Genomic DNA, 15,887 nt, shown 5'->3' with positions numbered 1-15,887 from the left:
ACCGGCCCCGTGGCGACCGCAAGCGCGATGCTGACCAGCGCTCGCCAACACCATGCCTTCCCGTCGAAACGGCGCCTTGGAACCACTGTTGGCAAAGCCCCCTCTATGCAATCCATACTAGTTGCAGCCATGGCGCTTGCAACAGCTTTGAACCAACCCTCGCAATACTTGCGCTGCCAAGCGCACGAAACGAAAAAGGGCGGCCCGAAGACCACCCTTTTCTTATCGAACCGGCAGCAGCCGGTCTCGATTATTCCTTGATGGTGACGACGATGCCGGCACCGACGGTGCGGCCGCCTTCACGGATGGCGAAGCGCAGCTTCTCTTCCATGGCGATCGGCACGATCAGCTCGACATCGACCGTGATGTTGTCGCCAGGCATCACCATCTCGGTGCCTTCCGGCAGCGACACGATGCCGGTCACGTCGGTCGTGCGGAAGTAGAACTGCGGACGGTAGTTGGTGAAGAACGGCGTGTGACGGCCACCTTCGTCCTTGGTCAGGATGTAGGCTTCGGCCACGAACTTCTTGTGCGGCTTCACCGTGCCGGGCTTGGCCAGAACCTGGCCGCGCTCGACACCTTCACGGTCGACACCGCGCAGCAGCGCGCCGATGTTGTCGCCAGCCTGGCCCTGATCGAGCAGCTTGCGGAACATTTCCACACCCGTGCAGGTCGTCTTGGTCGTCGGACGGATGCCGATGATTTCCAGCTCCTCGCCGACCTTGACCACGCCGCGCTCGACGCGGCCGGTCACGACCGTGCCACGGCCCGAGATCGAGAACACGTCCTCGATCGGCATCAGGAACGGCTTGTCCAGCGGACGAACCGGCGTCGGGATGTAGGCGTCGACCTGAGCCATCAGCTCGCGGATCGCGTCCTCGCCGATCGTCTTGTTCGAATCCTCGAGCGCCGCCAGCGCCGAACCCTTGACGATCGGAATGTCGTCGCCGGGGAATTCGTTCTTCGACAGCAATTCGCGAACCTCGAGCTCGACCAGTTCGAGCAGTTCGGCATCGTCGACCTGGTCGACCTTGTTCAGGAACACCACGATCGACGGCACGCCGACCTGACGGGCAAGCAGGATGTGCTCGCGGGTCTGCGGCATCGGGCCGTCGGCGGCCGACACCACCAGGATCGCGCCGTCCATCTGCGCGGCACCGGTGATCATGTTCTTCACATAGTCGGCGTGGCCGGGGCAGTCGACATGCGCATAGTGGCGGTTGGCCGTCTCGTATTCGACGTGAGCCGTCGAGATCGTGATGCCGCGCGCCTTCTCTTCCGGCGCCGCGTCGATCTGGTCATAGCGCTTGTATTCGCCAAAATACTTGGTGATCGCAGCCGTCAGCGACGTCTTGCCATGGTCGACGTGACCAATCGTGCCGATGTTCACATGAGGCTTAGTGCGCTCGAATTTACCTTTTGCCATAGTCTCTTTCCTTGGACGGCCTGGACCTTCAGTTCAGTCGAATGCGGGGCGATTAACGAGAAAGGCCAAAAAACACAAGCGTCTTTTGGCCAAGCGCTATCTCACTCGGCCAGAACCCATGATCCGATTGCGGGGATATGGCGTTGATATAGGCACCCGCCGTTGAAAATGGAATGGGCGAAACCCTGGCGGAACGACGGGAGGATTCCGCAAGCCCGAGCATCCGTCACTGTCGGATTTGTTGGCGGTTCATGGCCCATTGCGGCGGCGATCCGCGTCTGATTTCCTGCGCCGATGCATTTCATCCCGACTGCCATTCGCGGCCCGCTGTTCATGATCGTCTCGACCGGGTCTTATCTGGTCAACGACACGATGATGAAGCTCGCCACTGCCGGTTTGCCCTCCTACGAAGTGCTCTTCCTGCGTGGTGCCGCGGCAGCGCTATGGGGCTTTCCGCTGTTGTTTGCGCTCGGCTACGGCAAGCAGGTCCCGCTGATCTTCGACAAGCGGGTGCTGGGCAGAAACCTGCTCGAGCTGGCGGCGATCCTCTGTTACGTCGTCGCGCTCGCCAACATGCAGATCGCCGATTCCACCGCGCTGGGGCAGATAACACCGCTGCTGATGCTGGTCGGATCCTCGATCCTGTTCGGCGAGCGTATCGGCGGCCAGCGCATGGCGCTGATCGGGCTGGGCTTCATCGGCGCGCTGATGGTGGCGCAGCCGACCATGCAAGGCATTTCGGTCTACGCCTTGCTGGCGCTCGGCAACGCGACATTCGCCGCCGCCCGCGATCTGGCGGGCCGCAAGATCACCGCCGAAGTGCCAGGAATGATCGTGGCGATCTCGGCGGTCGTCGTGGTCCTGATCGGCGCCGGCGCCGCGCATCTGGTTTCCGAGCACTGGGTGGCGCCGGAGGCGCACCACCTGCTGCTGATGGCGGGAGCCGGTTTCTTCCTGATCTTCGGCCACTTCTTCATCTTCATGGCCTATCGCGTCGGGCCGACCGGAGCGGTAGCGCCGTTCTACTACTGCTTCACGGTCTGGGCCGTCATTTCGGGCCTGCTGGTGTTCGGGCAATTCCCCAATGCACTGGCGGTCTGCGGCATCCTGCTGGTCGTCTGCAGCGGGCTGACCATCGTGTCGCTGGATCAGCGCAAGCGTCGCCTGGCCGTGGTCGCCTGATCCGCGGCGGCGCACCGGCATTGTAGATTCCAAAGCCGTGGGCGCAGGCAGCACCGACGGCGGATTACCGCAATTCAGGATTCGGCAGAGCTGGTAATCTGCCGATCACGTCTAAATCGTCCGCTTGCCGCTGAACTGATGGTAGGCCCAGAGGACAACGACCGCGCCGACCACGGCGACGATCAGGCTGTAGATATTGAGGCCTGTGACGCCCGAAGCACCGAAGGCGCTGAAGATCAGGCCGCCGACAATGGCGCCGACAATGCCGAGCACGATATCCATGATCATGCCCTGACCGGTCTTGTTGACGATCTTGCTGCCGATGAAGCCGGCGATGACGCCGAGAATGATCCAGCTGATGATACCCATTTTTTCCTCTCCATCCCTCCGCCAACCGGACATTTTCATATGATTGTCAAAAGCTCAAGCCAGCTTGAAATTCCGCCCGAATGCGCCATTGTTGGCGACGGGCTGGGCTTGGTTGAAATGGAGGATCCACTATGGGACTTTTTGACAACGCCGTTCCCGGCGGCAACATCACCAAACCGCTGATGATCGCGCTCGGTGCGCTGCTGGTCGGAAAGATGCTGAGCGGCAGAAGTGCCGAACAGCCGGACCAGCCTCAAGCTCCCGCGCCGGCCGATCCCACACCCGTCGGAACCGCCTCGGGTGACGGCGGCCTGCTCGGCGGACTGGGCGGCCTGCTCGACAAGCTCAAGAATGCCGGCCATGGCAATGTCGCGGACTCCTGGGTCGGCACAGGGCAGAACCAGTCGATCAATGCCAATGAGCTGGGCAACGCGATCGGACCGCAGGTCATTCGCGAGATCGCCCAACGGACAGGGCTCGACGAGCAGGAACTGCTCAAACAGCTATCCGCGGCCCTGCCCGGCATCGTCGACAAGCTGACGCCGAACGGCCAAGTGCCGCAGCAGCACCAGGTCGCGTCAGCGTTCAACAGCTAGAGCAATTCCAGGAAAAGTGCGTAGCGGTTTTCCGTCCGGAATTGCGTGAAAACAAAGAGTTAGAGCGGTTCGGCGATCCTATCAAACGCTGAACCGCTCTAGCGCGGCGCACACCAATGCCTGAAACACTGCGCGCCTGCCGCGCAGTGTTTCGGCTTACCCATGTGTAGCTGAAAATCTGGAGCGGGTAGCGGGAATCGAACCCGCACCAAGAGCTTGGAAGGCTCATGTGATACCATTTCACCATACCCGCGCACGCAGGCCCTAGCTATTCGACAAGGTTCCCAAGGTCAAGAAGCCTCTCGCGATCCAAACCGATATTGCAGGCCAGGCTCGACGTCATTGTCCGATCAACGTCAAGCCAAACAGAACGACTAACCACAAGCCTGTCGCTGCTACCGCCAGCCGGGGCAAGATGCCCTCGCTGGTCAATTGCATGAACAAAATGGCGATGATCGCGGCCTTGGCCGCGGCGATCGCCAGGTTGAGCGCCGAATTCAACCCACTGAGGTCGAGGAACGACGAGCCGACCGTCAAAGCCAGCAAGGCCAGGAGCCCGAGATAGGCGAATGTAAGCTTGCGCATGTGGTTCATCGGTTGATCAGATAGAGAACGGGAAACAGGAAGACCCAGACGATATCGACGAAATGCCAGTAAAGCCCGATTGCCTGGACACGATGAGCGCGGCTGGCCTCCGCCGTGCGTGGCCACAGCAGGAGCATGCCGGCAATCACGGCGATGCCGCATATCAGGTGCAGCGCATGCAGCGAAGTCATGGCGAAATAGAGCGCGAAGAAGAACTCGGCATGGGCCGGATCTGGGCCTGGGAAGTTGAACGGCGCGCCAAGAACCGGCGCCAGGCCCTCCTCGAATTCCCTGCCGTACTCGATGGCCTTGACGAACAGAAAGACAATTCCAAGCAGGGCCGTGCAGATCAACGCCCAGACGGCCGGGCGCCAACGCCGGCTGGCCGTGAACATGTGAGCAAGCGCCATTGCGAAGCTGCTGGTCAAAAGAACAGCCGTGTTCAGCGTGCCGAGCGGCAGCGATAGATGTTGTGATGCAGCGGCGAATGCGGGTCCGTAACTCGACCGTGCGAAGAAAAACACCAGCAGGATCGCGCCGAACAGCATCGCCTCGGAACCGATGAACACCCACATGCCGAACGTGTCGGCAGCCTTCTCGCGGGCCTTTGTATCGAAGGCGACACTTTCGGTACTCATCAGGCTTCGTCCTTGTGGGGACTGAATGTCTCGTGCTGCAACCCTTTCATCGCATAGTCATAAGCGGGCCGGCTGACGCTCGGCATGGTGTCGAAATTATGCGGCGGAGGTGGTGAAGCCGTCTGCCATTCGAGCCCGGTCGCGCTCCACGGGTTGGCGGGCGCTCGCGCACCTCGAAACATCGACCAGCCGAGATAGAACAACGGCATCAGGTAGCCCACCGCCAGCACCACCGCGCCAGCCGACGACAGGACATGCCAGAACTGAAATTCGGGCGGATAAGTGTGATACCGCCGTGGCATGCCGAGAAAACCGAGCACGAATTGTGGAAAGAAGGTCAGGTTGAAGCCAAGGAAGGTGACCGTCGCGGCGATGCGTCCCCAGGTCTCGGAATACATGCGGCCGGTCAGTTTCGGCCACCAGAAATGCAGCCCCGCCATGTAGGCCGTCACCATGCCGCCGACCATGATGTAGTGGAAATGCGCCACGACGAAGTAGGTGTCGTGGACATGGACATCGATGGCGAGCGCTGCCAGGAACAGCCCAGCCAGCCCCCCAAAAGTGAACAGCGCCAGGAAGAACAACGCATAGAGCATCGGCGTCTCGAAGCTGATTTCGCCCTTGCGCAGCGTCAGGCTCCAGTTGAACACTTTTATCGCCGAAGGGATGGCGACGCAGAACGACAGGAACGAGAACAGCACGCCGGCATAGGCCGATTGGCCGGAGACGAACATGTGGTGGCCCCAGACGAGGAACCCGAACACCGCGATTGCCATCGAGGACAAGGCGACGGCCTTGTAGCCAAACAATGGCCGGCGGCTGAAACAGGGCAACACCTCCGAGACCACGCCCATGCCGGGAAGGATCATGATGTACACGGCCGGATGCGAATAGAACCAGAACAGATGCTGGAACAGCAGCGGGTCGCCGCCAAGCGCCGGGTTGAAGATGCCGATGCCGAAGACCCGCTCGAGCACGATCAGGAGCAGCGAGGCGGCCAGTACGGGCGTTGCCAGCACCATCACCAGCGCGGTGGCGTACATCGTCCAGACGAAGATCGGCAGCCGGAACCAGGTCAGCCCCGGCGCGCGCAGCGTATGGATGGTGACGATGAAATTGATGCCGGTCATGATCGTCGAGAAACCGACGATGAAGACGCCAAGGGCCGCCATCGACACGAAACCATTGGCATAAAGCGTCGAGAGCGGCGTGTAGAAGGTCCAGCCGGTGTCGACGCCGCCGGCGAGCACCGAGGCCAGGGCAAAGGCACTGCCGAGGATGAACACATACCAGCTGGCGAGGTTGAGACGCGGAAAGGCGAGATCGCGAGCGCCGATCATCAATGGCAAAAGGAAATTGCCTAACGTCGCCGGGATCGAGGGCACCAGGAAAAACCACACCATGATGATGCCGTGCAGGGAGAACAGTCGGTTGTAGGTGTCGTCGGAGACGAGGTCGCCGGCAGGCGTGGCAAGCTCCACGCGCATCAGCACGGCAAAGGCGCCGCCGAGGAAGAAGAAAGCCGTGAGCGACACCAGATAGAGCCAGGCGACGCGCTTGTGGTCGGTGGTCAACAGCCATGCCGCGGGACCGGCGCCCTCGCCAAGATAGCTCGAAGGCCTCAGCGCTTCGGTGCTCATTGGATCGCCTCGTTCTTGGTCGCCGTCCGCGGTGAAAGCGATTTGAGATAAGCGAGCAGCATCTGCATCTCGCCCTCGTCGACAATTCCATCGAAGCTCGGCATCACCGGATCGTAGCCGGCGGCGATTTCCTTCTTCGGGTCGAGGATGGAATCGCGCAGATAGCGTTCGTCGGCGATGACGGTCTGCTGGTTGTCCAACGCCACCGGCCGTCCGAAGACCCCGGCGAGATCCGGCGCCCTCACCTTGCTGGACTTTTCATGGCAGCCGGAACAGCCGAGCGCCCGAAACAGTTTTTCACCATCTGCCGCGAGCGTGTCGCCCTTGCCCTGGTTTTCCAGCCATGTCGCATAATCTTCCAGCGGCATCACCGTTACCCAGCCGCCCATTTCCGAATGCTGGGTGCCGCAATATTGCGCGCAGAACAGATGATAGCGCCCCGGCTCGTCGGCGATGAACCAGACATGCGTGGTGCGGCCCGGCACGGCGTCCTGCTTGACCCGGAAGGCCGGCACGAAGAAGGAGTGGATGACATCCTGCGACGCCAACGAGACGATCACCGCCTTGCCGACCGGCACATGCAGTTCGTTGATCTCGCGCTGGCCGCCGGGATGACGGAACTCCCACATCCACTGCTTGCCGAGGCCGGCGATTTCGAGCGCATCGGGTGGCGGATGTTCGCGACGCAGGAACAGCACGGCGCCCCACCCGAAGATGACGAAGGCGATCAGCAGGCTCGCTACTGTCCAGGCCACCTCCAGGGGCAGGCTGCGCGCGCGCTCGCCGGTTCGTTCGGCCCTGGAGCCGGCGCGATATTTGATGGCATAGAAGACGACGAGGCTCGCCAGGAAGATCCCCAAGGCCGCGGTGAACGCCAGCAAGGCGTAGAACAACGTGTCGACGCTGCCGGCAATCGACGATGCCTCGGGCGGCGTGAAGGGAATGCCGAAGCTCAAACCCGCCTCCCCCGCGTCAGCATGAAAAGGCTGGCGCCGAGCACCAGCAGCATTGCCAGTCCCGCTATCTTCAGAACCGCCTGTATCGTCGAGGTGTACTGCCCTTTCGAGGTATCGAAGCCGGCGCAGAGCAGGAAGACATGGTCGGCGATCGATCCCAGCCGCCCTGCCGACGCCTCGACCAGAGCGAGCCTGAGATCGCGCGGCTCGAAGGTCAGCGCTGGCAGCACCTGCGCGATCCGCCCTTGCGGCGTCAGCGCGATGACGGCGATCGGATGGACGTATTGGGCGATGCGGTCACGCCGGTCGAAGGTGATGCCGGCCTCCGATGCAAGGTCGGCACCCGCGCCATCGGCACTGGTCAGAAAACGCCAGGCCGACAAGCCGGACTGACCGGCGGACCCCGCGACCTCGCTCCGGACTGAGGCCGCGTCTCCGGCGGTTTCCGAAGGATCTATCGAGACGAAAAGCGCGTGATAGGTCGAAGGATCCAGGCCGGTCTTGGTCAGATCCGAGGCCACGGCCTGCTGTGTGACACCGCACAGGTTGGGACATTTGTCATAGCCGAAGATGACGAGCGCCGGCCGACCTTCGAGAATGCCCGATAACGGCGTCTGCTTGCCGGAGCTGTCTTGAAAAACCCGGTCGAGATCGAGTTGGGCGCCGATTTGCGGATCGAAAGACGGTCGCGCCGCGGCACTGGCGGCAGTTGGAAGAAGCAGCAAGAGTATCAGCAGCCCCAAACGCGTCATGGGCTCGCTCCCGTGGCCGGTGCGGCTTGGCTCGGCTGGCGCGCCTTGTCGTTTGGCTGCGCGGTGAATGATCCGGCGTGGCAATTGCTGGCCTGTGGCGCGCGTGGAACCTGGCCTTCGAGCAAGGCGCAATCCTTACCTGCCGAAGCGGCCGCGCCCGCCCAGTCCGGCAGACCTTGCGCCGCAACCAGCTTCATCGCGTCTTCGATTGGAATGCGCGCTATGCCGGCACCGCGGTCAACCCAGGCAAGCTTGCCGAGTTCCTCCTCTTCCTGTTTGCGGAATGCCGCGAGGTCGGCTCCCGGCAAGTGCTGTAGTGCGGGACCCGCTTGGCTGGCCTTCTCGGTATTCACCAAGGGCCGGTATGGCGCCGTATCGAAAATCAGCTTCAGTGCCAGCGCCGCAAGCGCCAGGAAGACCAGCAGGGCGACCCCGAAGAGCAGCAGGGCGCGTGGCCAGACATCACGCGTTTCGGGATGCAAGGCCTTAGCCACGGACCAGCCTCCTGCGCCACATAGCGATCCGATCCGGCCTCGCCCAGAGGTAAAGGAAAAACACATACCAGGCGCCACCCGCCCCTGCGAACGCCGCAAGGTCCGGCCAGGACACCTGCGCGCCGGCTGCCGACAGCGACGGGCGAACGCGCCAGACGACGTCGAGGATATGTCCGGCAAGAACGGCCGCGCCGAGCCCCAGCAGGCCGCGATGGCTGCGTTTGACCGAGCGCATGAGGAAAGCGAAGAAGGGCACCACGAACTGCAGCGCGATCAGCAACCAGAGCAGATATTGCCAACCATCCTGGCCACGAAGCACGTACCAGTGGATTTCTTCCGGCAAGTCACCGGCCCAGACGATCAGCCACTGCATGAAGGAGAGGTAGGCCCACATCAGCATGAAGCCGAACAGCATATTGGCGACGTCTTCGCCAAGCGCCACGTCCTCCTCGCCACCCGGCATCGTCTCGATCGCGCGGCCGGCGGCCAACACGACCAGAGCCAATGCACATGCGCCGACGACTTCCGCCGCGGCTTCGAGCATCGCGTAGATGGTCGACGTGAACTCCGGCTCGATCGACAGCATCCAGTCGATCGCAAGCACTGTTACGGCCAGGCCGTGGACAATGAGCCCGATCGCATAGCCGGTGGTGGTCCCCTGTCTCGATCTGTCGCCATCAGGCTCTGTCCAGCCGATGACGAGCCAAGCGAGCACCAGCCACGCCAGTGCGCACGCCAGGAAGCGACCGACGAAGAATGGCACGTTGAGATAGGCGAGTTTCTGCCGCACCGCTTCCGGCAGTAACGCAGGGTCGGCTCCCGCCCAGGGAAAGACCAGATCGAGCCGCGCAAGGGTCGGCAGGAGCAACAGCAGCGCCACCGGCAGCGTCGCGACGATGGCGCGCAAGGGCGGACGCAGCACGTCGCCCCAGCGACCGCCGGTCAGGCCATGGACCATCAGGACAGTCATCGCGCCAAGCGGCAATCCGACAAGGAACAGGCACATCGTCAGCCAACCGGCAAACGTCGTGCGCGGATCGAGGAAAAGTCCGACACCGCAAAGCAGAAGCCCTGCGGCGGCCACCACGGCCAACGGCGCAAAATATCCATTGGGCCATGCGAGACCTCTCATCGCGCGGCCTCCGCGTCGAGTTTCGCGCGAAGGGTCTCCGGCAGCGCATCGGCGGGTGCATGGCGTGAATATTGCAAGGCCCTGATATAGGCGACGATCGCCCAGCGATCGGTCGGTGGCACCCGCGCGGCATAGGAGTACATCGCGCCATAGCCATTGGTGATCACATCGTAGAAATGGCGATCGGTTGCCTTGCGCAGCGCGTCCTGATGATAGCTCGGCGGCGCCGGGAAACCACGCTGGACCACCATGCCGTGACCGTCGCCGGTGCGGCCATGACAGGGAGAGCAGAAGATGTCGAAGCGTTGCTGCCCGCGCTGGAGCAGCGCCATGGTGACCGGGTACGGAAATTTGTCCCGCGTTGCCGCGATGTCGGCGTCGCGCGCCACGGCGCCTTCGACCGGCGTCCGGGCCGACATGCCGTCGGCGAATTGCTTGCTGGCGTCGAGCGGGTTGTAACGCGGTTGGTCGGCCATGTCCTGTTTGCAGCCGGCGAGCAGCAGGAGGAATGGCACAAGTAGCGTGCGCCGTTTCATGCCTCCACCTCCTCGACCGTCTCCGCGCCAAGCCGCGTCAGCTGTCCCTTGGTGACGCCCTTGCGGTATTTCGGATCGGCCGCTTCGACGAGCAGGTAGAACTTGCCGCCCCGCGCATAAGTGAAGGTCTTGGCATTGAAGACTGGATGGTAGTATCGCGGCAAACCGTTCGCCCAGAGCATGCCCACGAACCCGGCCAGGGCGGCGCCCAGGATGGCTGCCTCGAAGGCGATCACCGTAAAAGGCGGCCAGGAATGCAGCGGCCGGCCGCCGACATTGACGGGGTAGTCGATCTCGACCGAATAGAGTATCAGTGCGTAGACCAGCAGGCCGCCGGCAATGCCGCCCGCCAGCACGGCCCATGGCAGCCGCGTCCTTGGCATGCCCAAAATCCCGGCAAGGCCGCGCACCTCGAAGGGCGAGAACGCGTCCATGCGCCGGTAACCCTTGTCGCGCATCGTCCGTGCCGCTTGCGTCAGCGCATCGGGATCGGCGAATACCGCGATGACGCCATGCAGGCTCATGCGGCCCCGCTTTTCTCTTCGACCAGTTCCTCGACCTCGAAGATGGTGATCGCCGGCAGGATGCGGATGAACAGGAAGACCAGCGCGAAGAAGGTGCCGATCGAGCCGAACAGGATGCCGAAATCGAGCCAGGTCAGCGACTGTTCGCCCCAGGACGATGGCAGGTAATCGCGGCTCGGACCAGTCACCACGATGACGTAGCGCTCCAGCCACATGCCGATGTTGATGACGAGCGCGATCGAAAACAAAATCGGCATATTGAGCCGCACGCGGCGCAGCCAGAGCAGCTGCAGCGCGATGCAATTGCAAAACAGCATGATCCAGAACAATGGCGCGTAAGGACCAACGGCGCGCTGGACCATTATGGCGCGTTCATAAGGCTGCCCGGAATACCAGGCGAAGAATGCTTCCGACGCGTAGCCGTAGATGACGATCATGCCGGCCGCGATCATCAGCTTGGCGGCGTTCTCCATGTGGCGCAACGTGATCAGGTCTTCGACCGCGAAGGCCCAGCGCAAGGGAATGGCGATGGTCAGCACCATGGCAAAGCCGGAGAGCAGCGCGCCGGCGACGAAGTAAGGTGGGAAGATCGTCGAGTGATAACCCGGTGCGATGGCAAAGGTGAAGTCGAGCGCGACGATCGAATGCACCGAGACGACCAGCGGCGTGGCGAGCGCCGCCATCAGGAAATATACGGTCCGATAGCGCGCCCAGTGGAAGGCCGAGCCGCGCCAGCCAAGCGCCAGGATGCCGTAGAAGAGTTGCGCGGCGCGTGATCTGGCGCGGTCGCGCAGCACGCCGAGATCCGGCAGCAGGCCCATGTACCAGAACAGCAGCGAGACGGTGGCGTAAGTGGCGATCGCGGAAAAGTCCCATACCAGCGGACTGCGCCATTGCGGCCAGTGCATTTGCGTGTTGGGCAAAGGCAGCAGCCAGTAGAAGAACCATGGCCGGCCGAGATGCAGGATCGGGTAGAGCCCGGCCATTGCCACGGCAAACAGCGTCATAGCTTCGGCGAAGCGGTTGATCGAGGCGCGCCAGGGCTGGCGCAGCAAAAGCAGCACCGCCGAGATCAGCGTGCCGGCATGGCCGATGCCGATCCACCAGACGAAGCTGGAAATCATCGTGCCCCAGGCAACGGGGATGTTGATGCCGTAGGCGCCGACGCCGACCGAAATCAGATAGGTGATGGAATAGAGGAAAAGCAGTACCAAGGCGAAGCAGACGAAGAACGCGGCCCAAAAGAAGCGCGGCAGCCTGCCTTGCAGGACGATCGCGCTGATGCGGCCGCTGATCTCGGGGAAATCATGGTGGCCGCGCAGCACCGGTGCTCGCGGCTGGGCTTTTTCGGCTCTGGCGCCGACCGCTTCAGCCATCGCCGGTCTCCGCACCAGGTTTGCCGGCGATCCCGGCGTTCGGATTGCTGATCTTGCCGAGATAGGTTGTGCGCGGCCGCGTGTTCAGCTCTTCGAGAAGCGCATAGTTATGCGGCGCGGCTTTCTCGCGCGACACGTGAGAATCCTTCTTTTTTAGATCCCCGAAGGTGATGGCCTGCGTCGGGCACGCCTGCTGGCAGGCGGTGACAACTTCGCCGTCGCCGATCTCACGGTTCTCGATCTGCGCGCGAATGCGCTTTTCGGCAATGCGCTGGACGCAATAGGTGCATTTTTCCATGACGCCGCGCGAACGCACGGTGACGTCAGGGTTCTGCACGGCCTGCCGTGGCCCCGCGCTGTCCTTGTCGAATTCCTGGTATTCGAGGAAATTGAAGCGACGCACCTTGTAGGGGCAGTTCTGCGAACAGTAGCGCGTGCCGATGCAGCGGTTGTAGACCTGCGCGTTCAGGCCGTCATGGGTGTGGACCGTCGCGTTGACCGGACAGACCACCTCGCACGGCGCCTTCTCGCAATGCATGCAGGGCACCGGTTGGAAGAAGATGTCGGGGTCGTCGACAGCGCCGGCATAGTAGCGGTCGATGCGCAGCCAATGCATTTCGTGACCGAGTGCCGCCTCACCCGGTCCGACGGTAGCGATGTTGTTCTCGGCCTGGCAGGCCGAGACGCAGGCCATACAGCCGATGCAGGCCGAGAGATCGATCGACATACCCCAGGCTTCCTGGTCGTATTTCCAATCGGGGTACAGCGATTCCGTCGGGGCTGGCGGCACGCCTTCACGGACGAAATGCGGATTTTGCCTGAAGGCATCGAGCGTCGCGTGTCGCACGATCGCCCTGCCCTCCATCGCCTGGTGGTGCTGGGTCGTCACCACGCGCGCCGTACTGTCGCGCGCAGCCAAGACGAGGCCATCGGCAAACCAGGGAGCCTCGGCGGTGCGCAGGGGGAAAGCATCGTAACCACCCGACAGCGCGGCGACCGAACCGACCTTGCGGCCAAAGCCGAGCGACAGCGTCACCGTGTCGTCGGGCTGTCCGGGCATGATCCAGGCCGGCGCGTCGATATCCTTGCCGCCTCGTGCCAGATTGACCATTTGCCCGTTTTCTAGTTCCAAGCGCTGCGCGGTCGCCGGTGAGATCAGGGCCGCATTGCCCCAGACAAGCTTGCTCAGTGGGCGGGGCAGTTCCTGCAGCCACGATGAATTGGCGTGACGGCCATCGCGCAGCCAGGGATCGGCCACGAAGCGGACGTCCAGCCGATCGGCAACGGAAGCATGCGGCGTGGGACCGCCGATATCCGCCGGCATCGAGACGGCGACAGGAGCAGTGACGGTATTCGGCACGACACCATCGCGCAGTGCCTTTCGCCAAGCCGGCTCGTCCATGGCCGTCCATGTCGCGCGTACCAGGGCCTGCATATCGGCATTGAACTCACCGCCGAGCGCCGCCAGCAGTTGATGCAGGCTCTTGCCACCGAACAGAGGCTGGATCAGCGGCTGCACGATCGAGACCGTACCGTCATAGGCGCGGATGTCGCTCCAACTCTCCAATTCGTGCGCGGCGGGAATGTGCCACTGCGCCAGAAATGCAGTCTCGTCGCGATAGAGCCCCCAGTGGAAGAGAAGCTTCAGCTTCAAAAAGGCCTTGCGTACATCGACGTCCGACGGCGCCGTATGCAAGGGATTGGAACCGAGCACCATGGCGCTGTCGACCGATCCGGTCGCGATGGCCTGGCAAAGCGCGGCAAGATCGCCGTCGATCGGCATGGTGTCCGGCGGCTCGATGAAGTCCAGCGTATTGCCGATGGCTCCAAGTCTGGCATTCATGGCAAAGGCAACGGCATGGACAAACGGCGTGTGATGCGCGCCAGGCATCACCAGTGCGTTGCGGCCGGCGCTGCGGAGATCGTCGACAAGCGCGTTGATCCATTCCGGGCCGAAGGGTGACAAGCTGGCCGCATGCAGGTCGCCTTCCAGGGCAGCCTTGATTGCGACGGCAACGCCCTCGACGGCACTCGGTCTGACAGCACGGCGATGATCCGCCGCCGCACCCGTGATTGTGGGTGTCGACTCGACGACGTAGAGACGGCTCATCGTGTCCGTCGATTGACGCACGCGCCGCCGCCCGGCGAAATCGCGGGCGTAGGCCAGACGCCCCGGCCCTTCGCCGAGGAAATCGGCATCAAGGCTGACGATCACATCGGCGCGGTCTAGATGGTAGATCGGCGTCAGCGGCCTGCCGAACAGCTTGGCCGTTGCCTGCTCGTTCGCGCTGGCTGCAAGCGGATCGTGCTTGAAGACGCGAAGTTTGGGATAGCGCTGCCTGAGCGATCCGATCTGCGCCTTGGTCGTCGGCGACGTTGTTGCCTCGATCAGCAGTGCCAAACCTTGTCCGCCCGAAGCGGCCAATCCGCCGGCAAGCTCCGCTATGTCCTTGAGAAAGTCGCCGTAACTCGCCGGCTCGCCTCGCCTTAGCGGCGTACGCGACCGTTCGGGATCGAACAGCGACAGCACCGCCGCCTGCATGATGGCGTCGGTAGCGCCGCGCGACGCCGGATGATCCGGATTGCCCTCGACCTTGGTCGGCCGGCCTTCATGGCTCTCGACAACCGCGCCGATACCGTAACCATCGCTGGAGAGTGCGGTCGCATAGTAGAGCGGCTTGCCTGGAATGATGTCTTCCGGCTGGCGCACGTAAGGCACGATGCGCTCCGCTTCGCTGCAGGCGGTCAGACCGGCCAGCGAAAGCGACGCGCCCATCAGCTTCAACAAGGTGCGCCGGTCGAGACTGAACGGCAGGCGTTCGGCGATCGCTGGAAATTCCGCCTCGACGAAGCGCCGGAACTCCGCCGTTTCGGCCAGTTCGTCCAGGCTCCGCCACGGCTCGCGTCCCGTCGCGGCCCGGCGCAATGCCGCTAGATCCGTGGCTGGGAACGGCTTGATGTCAGCGATGGCAGACATAGCAATCCGTCATCGTCTCGGGGTGGATATCAAGGATGCTGATCAGGGAACGCCTGACCTCTTCGATGTCCTGCGGCGGTTTCCAGTGCAGCTGAAAGACATCCTGCGGCGGACGGAGATTGGGACCGGGATCGCGATGACAGCCCAGGCACCATTCCATCGACAGCGAATGCGCGCGCTGCATCAGCGGCATCTCATCGACGTCGCCGTGGCAGGTCTCGCAGGCGACGCCCTTGGCGATATGGATGGAGTGGTTGAAGTAGACGAAATCCGGCACGGAATTGACGCGCCGCCATTGCAGCGGCTGACCTGAGGCAAGGCTTGCACGCACCGGTGCCAGCATGTCGGCATCGGTGAAGAGTTGCGAATGGCAGGTCATGCACACCTCTGTCGCCGGTAGTCCCGCCGAAGCCGACGTCTCGACGCCATTGTGGCAATAGCGGCAGTCCAGTCCGATATCGCCGACATGGTGCTTGTGACTGAACGGGACTGCCTGTGCCACGGGCCGGCCCACGCCGGTGATGAACCCCGAACGCAAAAGTGCCGTGCCGCCCATGGCCGCGAAAATCGCGAAGAAACAAAGTCCCCACAACACGAAGCGGGCAATTCCATTGGCATTGCTGGAAAAGACCTGCGGCATCCCCTCGCCGATTTGCATGTTTTTTGGATCGAGCGCCTAACGGCGGGGACGTGCCAAAGGTTCC

At 62.8% G+C, this 15,887-nt stretch carries 16 protein-coding genes and 1 tRNA gene; 2 read left to right on the top strand and 15 right to left on the bottom strand.

From position 1 onward, the window contains the following. Nucleotides 1–250: 250 nt before the first annotated feature. Nucleotides 251–1,426: an elongation factor Tu gene (gene tuf / locus LB536_RS19490; RefSeq protein ID WP_013895701.1), complete on the bottom strand. Its 1,176-nt coding sequence runs from the start codon at nt 1,424–1,426 to the stop codon at nt 251–253. A gap of 294 nt (nt 1,427–1,720) precedes the next feature. Here tuf and LB536_RS19485 point away from each other — a divergent pair, with 294 nt between their 5' ends. Beyond that, nucleotides 1,721–2,608 (top strand): DMT family transporter, encoded by an 888-nt coding sequence (locus tag LB536_RS19485; protein ID WP_140760265.1) that lies wholly within the window; start codon nt 1,721–1,723, stop codon nt 2,606–2,608. A 111-nt stretch (nt 2,609–2,719) separates the two neighbouring features. Here the strand turns inward: LB536_RS19485 and LB536_RS19480 are convergent, their stop codons facing one another. Beyond that, nucleotides 2,720–2,977 carry a GlsB/YeaQ/YmgE family stress response membrane protein gene (locus tag LB536_RS19480; RefSeq protein WP_127279958.1) on the bottom strand — a complete coding sequence of 86 codons (258 nt, stop codon included), beginning with the start codon at nt 2,975–2,977 and terminating at the stop codon, nt 2,720–2,722. 131 nt (nt 2,978–3,108) lie between these two features. On the opposite strand from LB536_RS19480, the gene LB536_RS19475 reads away from it, so the two are divergent. Continuing rightward, nucleotides 3,109–3,573: a YidB family protein gene (locus LB536_RS19475; RefSeq protein WP_224595543.1), complete on the top strand. Its 465-nt coding sequence runs from the start codon at nt 3,109–3,111 to the stop codon at nt 3,571–3,573. Between the two features lie 179 nt (nt 3,574–3,752). Here LB536_RS19475 and LB536_RS19470 read toward each other — a convergent pair. The 13 genes from LB536_RS19470 to LB536_RS19410 all read right to left on the bottom strand — a co-directional run bounded on the left by LB536_RS19470 (nt 3,753) and on the right by LB536_RS19410 (nt 15,823). Next, nucleotides 3,753–3,826, bottom strand: a tRNA-Gly gene (locus LB536_RS19470). Between the two features lie 86 nt (nt 3,827–3,912). Continuing rightward, complete coding sequence (locus LB536_RS19465) at nt 3,913–4,158, bottom strand: cytochrome C oxidase subunit IV family protein (protein ID WP_181178677.1); 246 nt, start codon at nt 4,156–4,158, stop codon at nt 3,913–3,915. Between the two features lie 5 nt (nt 4,159–4,163). Further along, nucleotides 4,164–4,796: a cytochrome c oxidase subunit 3 gene (locus LB536_RS19460; RefSeq protein WP_140760258.1), complete on the bottom strand. Its 633-nt coding sequence runs from the start codon at nt 4,794–4,796 to the stop codon at nt 4,164–4,166. Continuing rightward, nucleotides 4,796–6,436, bottom strand: coding sequence for a cytochrome c oxidase subunit I (gene ctaD / locus LB536_RS19455; protein ID WP_140811903.1), 1,641 nt, complete (start codon nt 6,434–6,436; stop codon nt 4,796–4,798). Before ctaD ends, LB536_RS19460 begins: the two co-directional genes overlap by 1 nt. Then, the gene (gene coxB / locus LB536_RS19450; protein ID WP_224595540.1) at nt 6,433–7,392 is read right to left on the bottom strand and encodes a cytochrome c oxidase subunit II; all 960 of its coding nucleotides are present in this window, start codon (nt 7,390–7,392) and stop codon (nt 6,433–6,435) included. Before coxB ends, ctaD begins: the two co-directional genes overlap by 4 nt. Further along, a complete protein-coding gene (locus LB536_RS19445) occupies nt 7,389–8,144 on the bottom strand; it encodes an SCO family protein (protein ID WP_224595538.1) in 756 nt (251 codons plus the stop codon). Before LB536_RS19445 ends, coxB begins: the two co-directional genes overlap by 4 nt. After that, nucleotides 8,141–8,638 (bottom strand): hypothetical protein, encoded by a 498-nt coding sequence (locus LB536_RS19440; protein ID WP_224595536.1) that lies wholly within the window; start codon nt 8,636–8,638, stop codon nt 8,141–8,143. The genes LB536_RS19445 and LB536_RS19440 overlap by 4 nt, the downstream gene beginning before the upstream one ends. Then, nucleotides 8,631–9,770, bottom strand: a complete 1,140-nt coding sequence (locus tag LB536_RS19435) for a hypothetical protein (RefSeq protein WP_224595534.1) — start codon at nt 9,768–9,770, stop codon at nt 8,631–8,633. Before LB536_RS19435 ends, LB536_RS19440 begins: the two co-directional genes overlap by 8 nt. After that, a complete protein-coding gene (locus LB536_RS19430; protein WP_224595532.1) occupies nt 9,767–10,306 on the bottom strand; it encodes a c-type cytochrome in 540 nt (179 codons plus the stop codon). The genes LB536_RS19435 and LB536_RS19430 overlap by 4 nt, the downstream gene beginning before the upstream one ends. After that, complete coding sequence (locus LB536_RS19425) at nt 10,303–10,830, bottom strand: DUF3341 domain-containing protein (protein ID WP_140760243.1); 528 nt, start codon at nt 10,828–10,830, stop codon at nt 10,303–10,305. The genes LB536_RS19430 and LB536_RS19425 overlap by 4 nt, the downstream gene beginning before the upstream one ends. Continuing rightward, nucleotides 10,827–12,206 carry an NrfD/PsrC family molybdoenzyme membrane anchor subunit gene (gene nrfD / locus LB536_RS19420; RefSeq protein WP_224595530.1) on the bottom strand — a complete coding sequence of 460 codons (1,380 nt, stop codon included), beginning with the start codon at nt 12,204–12,206 and terminating at the stop codon, nt 10,827–10,829. The genes LB536_RS19425 and nrfD overlap by 4 nt, the downstream gene beginning before the upstream one ends. Then, nucleotides 12,199–15,183 carry a TAT-variant-translocated molybdopterin oxidoreductase gene (locus LB536_RS19415; RefSeq protein ID WP_224595527.1) on the bottom strand — a complete coding sequence of 995 codons (2,985 nt, stop codon included), beginning with the start codon at nt 15,181–15,183 and terminating at the stop codon, nt 12,199–12,201. The genes nrfD and LB536_RS19415 overlap by 8 nt, the downstream gene beginning before the upstream one ends. Continuing rightward, nucleotides 15,167–15,823, bottom strand: coding sequence for a cytochrome c3 family protein (locus LB536_RS19410; RefSeq protein WP_140760237.1), 657 nt, complete (start codon nt 15,821–15,823; stop codon nt 15,167–15,169). The genes LB536_RS19415 and LB536_RS19410 overlap by 17 nt, the downstream gene beginning before the upstream one ends. Nucleotides 15,824–15,887 lie beyond the last annotated feature (64 nt).

It is taken from the genome of Mesorhizobium sp. ES1-3 (genome assembly GCF_020164795.1).
Classification (GTDB): Bacteria; Pseudomonadota; Alphaproteobacteria; order Rhizobiales; family Rhizobiaceae; genus Mesorhizobium.
This window is presented reverse-complemented; position numbering and strand designations above follow the sequence as displayed.

Bases quoted from the DNA above. Each gene is read 5' to 3' on its own strand.
- tuf (WP_013895701.1), bottom strand. From the start codon at position 1,426: ATGGCAAAAGGTAAATTCGAGCGCACTAAGCCTCATGTGAACATCGGC.
- LB536_RS19485 (WP_140760265.1), top strand. From the start codon at position 1,721: ATGCATTTCATCCCGACTGCCATTCGCGGCCCGCTGTTCATGATCGTC.
- LB536_RS19480 (WP_127279958.1), bottom strand. From the start codon at position 2,977: ATGGGTATCATCAGCTGGATCATTCTCGGCGTCATCGCCGGCTTCATC.
- LB536_RS19475 (WP_224595543.1), top strand. From the start codon at position 3,109: ATGGGACTTTTTGACAACGCCGTTCCCGGCGGCAACATCACCAAACCG.
- LB536_RS19465 (WP_181178677.1), bottom strand. From the start codon at position 4,158: ATGCGCAAGCTTACATTCGCCTATCTCGGGCTCCTGGCCTTGCTGGCT.
- LB536_RS19460 (WP_140760258.1), bottom strand. From the start codon at position 4,796: ATGAGTACCGAAAGTGTCGCCTTCGATACAAAGGCCCGCGAGAAGGCT.
- ctaD (WP_140811903.1), bottom strand. From the start codon at position 6,436: ATGAGCACCGAAGCGCTGAGGCCTTCGAGCTATCTTGGCGAGGGCGCC.
- LB536_RS19445 (WP_224595538.1), bottom strand. From the start codon at position 8,144: ATGACGCGTTTGGGGCTGCTGATACTCTTGCTGCTTCTTCCAACTGCC.
- LB536_RS19435 (WP_224595534.1), bottom strand. From the start codon at position 9,770: ATGAGAGGTCTCGCATGGCCCAATGGATATTTTGCGCCGTTGGCCGTG.
- LB536_RS19430 (WP_224595532.1), bottom strand. From the start codon at position 10,306: ATGAAACGGCGCACGCTACTTGTGCCATTCCTCCTGCTGCTCGCCGGC.
- LB536_RS19425 (WP_140760243.1), bottom strand. From the start codon at position 10,830: ATGAGCCTGCATGGCGTCATCGCGGTATTCGCCGATCCCGATGCGCTG.
- nrfD (WP_224595530.1), bottom strand. From the start codon at position 12,206: ATGGCTGAAGCGGTCGGCGCCAGAGCCGAAAAAGCCCAGCCGCGAGCA.
- LB536_RS19415 (WP_224595527.1), bottom strand. From the start codon at position 15,183: ATGTCTGCCATCGCTGACATCAAGCCGTTCCCAGCCACGGATCTAGCG.
- LB536_RS19410 (WP_140760237.1), bottom strand. From the start codon at position 15,823: ATGCCGCAGGTCTTTTCCAGCAATGCCAATGGAATTGCCCGCTTCGTG.